The 7,608-nt window shown below is 71.9% G+C and carries 7 protein-coding genes; 5 read left to right on the forward strand and 2 right to left on the reverse strand.

The features are described from left to right. Positions 1 to 289, forward strand: a 289-nt coding sequence (locus tag DQW06_RS18315) for an FCD domain-containing protein (RefSeq protein ID WP_117198983.1), incomplete at its 5' end; no start/stop codon positions are given. A 237-nt stretch (positions 290 to 526) separates the two neighbouring features. Here DQW06_RS18315 and DQW06_RS28965 read toward each other — a convergent pair. Together DQW06_RS28965 and DQW06_RS18320 are read right to left on the reverse strand one after the other, a co-directional pair. Beyond that, complete coding sequence (locus DQW06_RS28965) at positions 527 to 703, reverse strand: antitoxin VbhA family protein (RefSeq protein WP_013155748.1); 177 nt, start codon at positions 701 to 703, stop codon at positions 527 to 529. 65 nt (positions 704 to 768) lie between these two features. Next, positions 769 to 2,232: an NAD-dependent succinate-semialdehyde dehydrogenase gene (locus DQW06_RS18320; protein WP_013155749.1), complete on the reverse strand. Its 1,464-nt coding sequence runs from the start codon at positions 2,230 to 2,232 to the stop codon at positions 769 to 771. A 146-nt stretch (positions 2,233 to 2,378) separates the two neighbouring features. Here DQW06_RS18320 and DQW06_RS18325 point away from each other — a divergent pair, with 146 nt between their 5' ends. The 4 genes from DQW06_RS18325 (at position 2,379) to DQW06_RS18340 (ending at position 7,556) form a co-directional block, all read left to right on the forward strand. Then, positions 2,379 to 3,635, forward strand: a complete 1,257-nt coding sequence (locus DQW06_RS18325; protein ID WP_013155750.1) for an aspartate aminotransferase family protein — start codon at positions 2,379 to 2,381, stop codon at positions 3,633 to 3,635. A gap of 150 nt (positions 3,636 to 3,785) precedes the next feature. Beyond that, a complete protein-coding gene (locus DQW06_RS18330) occupies positions 3,786 to 4,967 on the forward strand; it encodes a hypothetical protein (RefSeq protein WP_013155751.1) in 1,182 nt (393 codons plus the stop codon). Between the two features lie 384 nt (positions 4,968 to 5,351). Next, the gene (locus DQW06_RS18335; RefSeq protein ID WP_013155752.1) at positions 5,352 to 6,533 is read left to right on the forward strand and encodes a glycoside hydrolase family 64 protein; all 1,182 of its coding nucleotides are present in this window, start codon (positions 5,352 to 5,354) and stop codon (positions 6,531 to 6,533) included. 87 nt (positions 6,534 to 6,620) lie between these two features. Next, positions 6,621 to 7,556 carry a glycoside hydrolase family 16 protein gene (locus DQW06_RS18340; RefSeq protein ID WP_013155753.1) on the forward strand — a complete coding sequence of 312 codons (936 nt, stop codon included), beginning with the start codon at positions 6,621 to 6,623 and terminating at the stop codon, positions 7,554 to 7,556. The last annotated feature ends 52 nt before the right edge of the window (positions 7,557 to 7,608 follow it).

The following is a 7,608-nucleotide window of genomic DNA, read 5'->3' on the forward strand; positions in this document are numbered from 1 at the left end:
GCATCACCGTGAGGCACATCCGGGTCTCCACCAGACCCTCGTCAGCTGCGCGGGCAACAGCCGCCTGGAGCGCATGGCGCAGACGCTGCTGGTGGAGACCCGGATGTGCCTCACGGTGATGCAGGACGTGTACCCGGAGCCGGAGGAGCTCCTGGACGAGCACCGCCGCATCCTGGACGCGATCGTGGACGGGGCGGAGGAGGAGCTGCTGCGCCTGATCGAGGCGCACATGGTGGACACGGTCGAGCGCATCAACGGCGAGGGCGGGGAGTCCGTCCCCGAGGCATAGGACGCCCGCGGAACACGGACGCGCCCGTGCCGGTGCGCGGCGCCGACGCCCGGAGTGCCCCTGGGCACGGTCGTGCCGTGCCGCCGCCCGGCGCCGCCGCCCGACCCGCGCTGGCCGGAAACGTCACCGGTGTGACGCAAGGGGCCTGAACTGCGTCTTAGCCGATGTCGGCGCTCGAACCCCGCTATGAGTACGAGATCACGGCGAACAGGATCGCGGGGCGCCGCGTCGCCTCCGTCACTCCCGCAGCCGGTACCTGGCCAGGATGCGCTCCCTGGCCTCCTCGAAGCTCATCTCACCGCGTGCGATCCGCTCCAGGTCCGCCCGCGCCTCCGGCGACGGTTCACCGCCCGCCGCCCTGACGGAGGCCAGAGCGGCGGCGGTGTCACCGTCGTCGGGGATCCGTGTGCCCATGGGGCGAGCGTAGGCGGTGCCGCGCCCGAGGCACAGTCGAACCTCCGGATCGCCCGGATATCCGGTCAGATTCCGCCGATGCCGACGTACTTGGTCTCCAGGAACTCGTCGATGCCGACCCGGCCGCCCTCGCGGCCCAGACCGGAGTGCTTGACCCCGCCGAAGGGCGCGGCCGGGTTGGAGACCACGCCCTGGTTGAGGCCGACCATGCCGGTCTCCAGGTTCTCGCTGACCCGCAGCGCCCGGTTGAGGTCGCGGGTGTAGACGTAGCTGACCAGTCCGTACTCGGTGTCGTTGGCGGCCCGCAGCACCTCGTCCTCCGTCTCGAAGGGCAGCACGGGGGCCACCGGGCCGAAGATCTCGGTGGTGGACAGCTCGGCCTCGAAGGGCACGTCGGCGAGCACGGTGGGCTTGTAGAAGTGGCCCGGACCGTCGCCGGGGCCGCCGCCGACCAGCACGCGGGCGCCCTTGCCGACGGCGTCGTCCACCAGGCCCTGCACCTTGTCGCGGGCCTTGTCGTCGATGAGCGGGCCCACGTCGACGCCCTCGTCCACGCCGCGGCCCAGGCGCAGCGCGCCCATGCGGCGGCTGAGGCGCTCGGCGAACTCCTCGGCGATGCCCGCCTGGGCGTAGATGCGGTTGGCGGCGGTGCAGGCCTCGCCGATGTTGCGCATCTTGGCGAGCATCGCGCCGTCCACGGCGGCGTCCATGTCGGCGTCGTCGAAGACCAGGAAGGGCGCGTTGCCGCCCAGCTCCATGGAGGTGCGCAGAACCTGCCCGGCGCTCTGTTCGAGGAGCTTGCGGCCCACGGCGGTGGAGCCGGTGAAGGAGACCTTGCGGATGCGGCCGTCGCTGAGCAGGGGCTCGGTGACCGAGCCCGGATCCGTGGTGGGGATGACACTGAGGACGCCCTCGGGGAGCCCGGCCTCGGAGAGGATGCCCGCCAGCGCGAGGGCGGACAGGGGCGTCTGGTGGGCGGGCTTGAGGATCATGGTGCACCCCGCGGCGATGGCGGGGCCGATCTTGCGGGTGCCCATCGCCATGGGGAAGTTCCAGGGGGTGATGAGCATGCAGGGGCCGACCGCCTGGCGCATGACCAGGAAGCGGGACTTGCCGTCGGGGGAGGTGGAGAACCCTCCCTCGATGCGCACGGCCTCCTCCGAGAACCAGCGCAGGAACTCGGCGGCGTAGGCGATCTCGCCCCGGGCCTCGGCGAGGGGCTTGCCCATCTCCAGGGTCATCAGGACCGCCAGGTCCTCCCGGCGCTCCATGAGCAGCTCGTAGCCCCGGTACAGGATCTCGCCGCGGTCCCGGGGCGCCGTGCGCATCCAGTCGGCCTGGGCCCGGTGCGCCGCGTCCAGGGCGTCGAGCGCGTCCTCCTTCCCCGCGTCCGCGACCTCGCAGAGCACCTCACGGGTGGAGGGGTCCTCCACCTCGAAGGCGTTCCCGGAGGCGGCGTCGCGCCACGTCCCGCCGATGAACAGCCTCTTGTCCACCTGCGCGACGACCCGTGCTTCCTGATCCGACATGTTCGCTACTCCCCGGTCGAGATTCGGCCTGTGGTCAGAACTGCCCAACGTGCGCCCACTGGACACCGTCGCCGCACGGATGTTTCCATAGCAGCGTCGATTGTCAACAATCCTACGGAACACGCGACACGGAATCGAGGCCACGCATGGCGGAGCTCTCCCCGATCCTCAAGCAGGCGACACCGGTCGTCGCCGCCCGAGGCGAGGGCGCCTACATCTACGACGAGGACGACCGCCGCTATCTCGACTTCACCGCCGGCATCGGCGTCACCAGCACCGGCCACTGCCACCCCCGCGTCGTGGCCGCCGCGCGGGAGCAGGTGGGGACCCTGGTCCACGGCCAGTACACCACCGTGATGCACCGGCCGCTGCTGCGGCTCACCGAGCGGCTGGGCGAGGTGCTGCCCGCCGGGCTCGACCGGCTGTTCTACGTGAACTCGGGCAGCGAGGCCGTCGAGGCCGCCCTGCGGCTGGCCCGGCAGGCGACCGGTCGGCAGAACGTCATCGTGTTCCAGGGGTCCTTCCACGGGCGCACCATGGGCGCCGCGTCGCTGACCACGTCCGGGGTCAAGATCCGCGCGGGCATCGGCCCGCTGATGCCCGGCGTGGTGGTCTCGCCGTTCCCCTACGCCTACCGGCTGGGCGTGTCCGAGGCCGACGCGGTCGCGTACGCGCTGCGCGAGCTGGACTACCTGTTCGCCACGGTGACCTCGCCCAGGGACACCGCCGCCGTGTTCATCGAGCCGGTGCTGGGCGAGGGCGGCTACGTGCCGGTGCCCTCGGCCTTCCTCCAGGGGCTGCGCGAGCGCGCGGACCGGCACGGGTTCCTGCTGGTCGCGGACGAGGTGCAGACCGGCTTCGGGCGCACGGGCACGTTCTGGGGCCACGAGCCCTCGGGCATCCGGCCGGACGTGGTCATCACCGCCAAGGGACTGGCCAGCGGCTTCCCGCTGTCGGCGATCGCCGCCCCCGCCGCGATCATGGAGAAGGCCTGGCCCGGCTCCCAGGGCGGGACCTACGGCGGCAACGCGGTGTCCTGCGCCGCCGCCCTGGCCACCCTGGACGTGATCCAGGAGGAGGGCCTGGTGGAGAACGCCGCGCGCATGGGCGAGCGGCTGCGCCTGGGCCTGGAGAAGGTGGCGGAGGCCAACCCGGTCATCGGCGACGTGCGCGGCCGGGGGCTGATGCTCGGCAACGAGTTCACCGCCGCCGACGGCTCGCCGGACGGCGCCACCGCGCTGCGCGCCCAGCAGGCCGCGGCCCGGCACGGACTCCTGCTGCTCACCTGCGCCCCCGAGGGGAACGTGGTGCGGATGATCCCGCCGCTCATCGTCGACGGCGACCAGGTCGACAGCGCGGTGTCGCTGTGGGCCGCCGCCGTGGAGGAGGCCGTCGCGGGCTGAGGCGAGATTCGTGACCACCGCCCCGGTACGGATTCCGTGCCGGGGCGGTAACGTGCGGTACGGACTCCCCGAGAAACCGCGCGTCCGAAACGCGTGTCCGAAACGGAGGGGGCCGAGCGCGGCGAACCGCACGCGAGAGGAGCCGAACCAGTGTCGGACAGCCGGTGGAAGGTCGCGGACAGCACGGGTGGGGGCGCACGTCCCGTCCTGGACCCCTCACTGCCTCCCCGCCTCGCCGGAAGACTCCGGAAGCATCTGCCCTTCCTGCGCTCGAAGCGGGCCTGGGCCAGGCAGCCCCGGTTCCCCAACCGGACGCGCATGGCGGCGGCCGGGACCGCGGTGGCCGCGCTGAGCCTCCTCTGGGCGCTGGCCAGCGGTCCCCTCCTGGTGTGGTCGGTCCCTCTGTACTTCCTGGGCCTGCTGGTGCAGGCCGCGGCCGTGGGCGCCGCCGGACTCGCCGTCACCCGTGTGCGCCCGCGGTCCCTACTGCCGCGGTGGCTGTCGCGGACCTCCCGGCGCCGGTCCTGGCAGGCGTTCTCCCTGGCCTTCGTGCCCGCGACCCTGACGAGCTGGTTCCTCGCACTGGCGGGGCCGGAGTGGGCCTTCAACCTCTACTGGTTCGTGCCGGGCGCGGTGTACGCGGCCGCCGCCCTGTGGGCGGGGTGGTGGTGGCCCCGGGGCGACCGGCTGGCGGCGGCCCACGCGGACCGCTACCTGGTGCCCGCGAACCTCGGTCGGCAGGGCGCCCGCCTGCTGCTGGACGTGCAGAGGACGATCGGGACCGTCGAGGAGGCCGACCTGCGGCTGGGCGACTCCTTCGACGCGGCCCAGCCCCTGTCGGTCCTGCGCGCCGAGGAGTGGCGGATCGCCTCGCTGCTGCACCGGCACGAGCGGATCAGGGAGGAGTACGTGGCGGACTCCCTCGACGCCGTCTCCGACCGGGTGCTCGCCGTGCTGGACCAGCAGCACGAGCGCCACGAGGCCGTGTACCGGGAGCTGGCGGCCCGGGTGGACGCGATCCGCGACTACGGGGCGTCCGTCGAGGAGGCCCTGGCCGCGCACACCGAGTGGGAGCAGGTGCAGAGGGTCGAGGAGCGCCAGCGCGAGCTGGACCTGCTCCTCGTCCAGGTGGACTCCGACGGCGGCAACGCCGACCGGCTGCACGGCGAGGCCCTGAACGCGCGCGCCGTCAGGGAGACCAGGGACGAACTGATCGACCGGATGCTGGAGGCGGGCCGTTCCCTGGAGGCCGGGGCCGTCGTTCCGGTCGAGTCGGCCGTGCTGGCCGGGGCCGCCGTGCCGACGGAGCCCGCCGAGGGCGCGAGGGCGTAGACCGGGGGCTGTGCGGACGGGGACGGCGAAGCCCCGGACCGGGGTCCCGGTCGGTGCGGGCCGGACGGCGGTGCGGTGCCGGGCCCCTTCCGTCCCGTTCGGTAGGGGGAGCGAGTCCGCGCGCCAGCTCCTTCCGGCGGAGCGCGGCCCCCGTGAACCGCCGCCCACCAGGGGGAGAACTTCTGTGGACGCCCATCCGCCGAAAATGTTCACCCACAGAACCGAAAATCATTCGGATCGAGAGTGACATAAGTCACATGGCAACTTTGTTACCAGTAAGAACACGAAAACGTCGCGGACGGATCGTGACCACGGGTTGACGCGACGCTTCAACGGTCGTCAGATTGGGCGCGTCTTACCAGCCCCTCCAGTGAGGCGACCCCCATGATCGACCGAAGACTGTTCCTCGGCGGCGCATCGCTCGCCACCGTCAGCACCCTGCTCGTCACGACCGGTTGCTCCCGTGCGGAGAGCAACGGCGAACTCACCTCGGGCGGCTCTCAGGCCGGCGCCCTTCCGGTGAGGGTCACCAACGAGACCGGGACCTTCCCCGACAGCGAGATCCGCGCCTACATCGTGGGAACCGACCTGACCACGAACACGCAGTCCTGGGTCGACGCCAGCGGCGTCGCGCACCCGGTCGCGGAGTCCGACAACACCGACGACGGGTTCACCGACTACTCGATCCCGCTGGACTCGGTCAGCGAGCTGTCCCTGCCGTTCATGTCCGGCCGGGTGTACTTCGCCCTCGGCGGCAAGCTCCGGTTCAAGGTCGTCACCGACGGCAACGGCAGGCCCGCGCTCCAGTACCCGGCGGGCTGGGTCGAGTCCGACCCCAGCCACGGGGTGCTCCACGACACCGTGGAGTTCACCCACAACGAGACCGGCATGTACTGCAACACCAGCATGGTGGACCAGTTCAGCGTGCCGCTGGCCATCCGCCTCCAGGGCGAGGCCGACCAGACCACCGGCACGTTCGAGCCGGGCGGCCGCGACGCGGTCTTCGCCACGCTCTCCGCCGACCCCGTCTTCTCGTCGCTCGTGCTGAGCGAGGGAGAACTCGTCATCGCCCCCGGGCACGGGCTGGACGCCGGACTGTTCCCGGCCGACTACTACGACTCCTACATCGACCAGGTCTGGGAGCGCTACAGCACCACCGACCTGCGCGTCACCACCAACGCCGGGACCTTCACCGGCCGCGTGGACGGCTCGGGCAACCTGGTCTTCGACGGCGGCGTGGCCCCGATCCCCAAGCCCTCCACCCGTGACGTCTTCTTCTGCGACGGCGCCCTGGCGGCCCCCAACGACGGCATCACCGGTCCGGTGGCCGCGATCCTGGGCGCGGCGTTCAACCGCTCGACGCTGCTGGACACCGCCGAGCACCCGGTCACCGACCCCGCGGCGTTCTACAACCACGAGACCACCAACCGCTACGCGGCGGTCTTCCACGAGAACACCGTGGACGGCAAGGCCTACGGCTTCGCCTTCGACGACGTGTCGAACTTCGCCTCCTACGTCCAGGACCACGCGCCGGTGTCCCTCGACGTGACGCTGACCGCGTTCTAGCGCCTCCCGGGCCGGGCCCTCCAGGACCGGAGGCCCCGGCCCAGCCCCTGCTCCCGGCTGTTCCTCCCCGAAACCGAGGTGTTCCCCGTGCCCACCCGCATCCGCCCCGGCCGCATCGCCCTGGCCTGCGCCGTCGCACTCCCCCTGACCGCCTGCGCGGCGGGCTCCCCCGTCGAGGTCGAGACCGTCGCCGACCAGACCTCCGCGTCGTGCGGCCTGTTCTTCGACGACTTCGACTACACCGGCCCCGACGACCCGGCCCTGCGCGGCCAGGGCTGGAACGTCCGCAGCTGGCCCGGCGGCCCCGGCGTGCCCGGCGCGTCCTGGGACGCCGACAACATCTCCTTCGCCGAGGAGAGCGGCGACTCCCTGCTGCGCCTGACCTCGACCACGGACGGCACCCCGGCGGGCACCAGCCAGGCCGAGCTGACCTTCGGCGAGGAGAAGTTCCACGAGGGGACCTACGCCGCCAAGGTCAAGTTCTCCGACGCCCCGGTCTCCGGCCAGGACGGCGACACCGTGCTCCAGACCTTCTACACGATCACGCCCCTGGCCTACGACAACGATCCCGCCTACAGCGAGCTCGACTTCGAGTACCTGCCCAACTCGGGCTGGGGCGCCCCGGCGGAGGCCATGTACCTGACCTCGTACCACACCTACCAGCGCGACCCCTGGGTCGCGGACAACACCAGCGACGTGGTGAACCGCTCCTTCGACGGATGGCGCGACCTGGTGGTCCAGGTGACGGACGGTGTGGTCCGCTACTACGTGGACACGCACCTGGTGGCCGAGCACAGCGGGAAGTACTACCCCTCGTCGCCGATGTCGATCAACTTCAACCAGTGGTTCGTGGACATGAGCGGCCACACCGGCGGCCCGAGCACCTACGTGCAGGACGTGGACTGGGTGTACCACCAGCAGGGCGAGTCCGTGGCGCCCGAGGAGGTCAACCGGCGCGTGGGCGCGCAGCGCGACGCCGGTGTCTCCCGCGTCGACGGGGTCGCCCTCGGCGGAACCTGCTGACGCCCCGGCCCCCCTCCCGGACGGCGGCTCCGACAACGCGCGAGCGCGTCGG

The sequence above is a fragment of the Nocardiopsis sp. TNDT3 genome (assembly GCF_003427465.1).
GTDB lineage: Bacteria > Actinomycetota > Actinomycetes > Streptosporangiales > Streptosporangiaceae > Nocardiopsis > Nocardiopsis dassonvillei.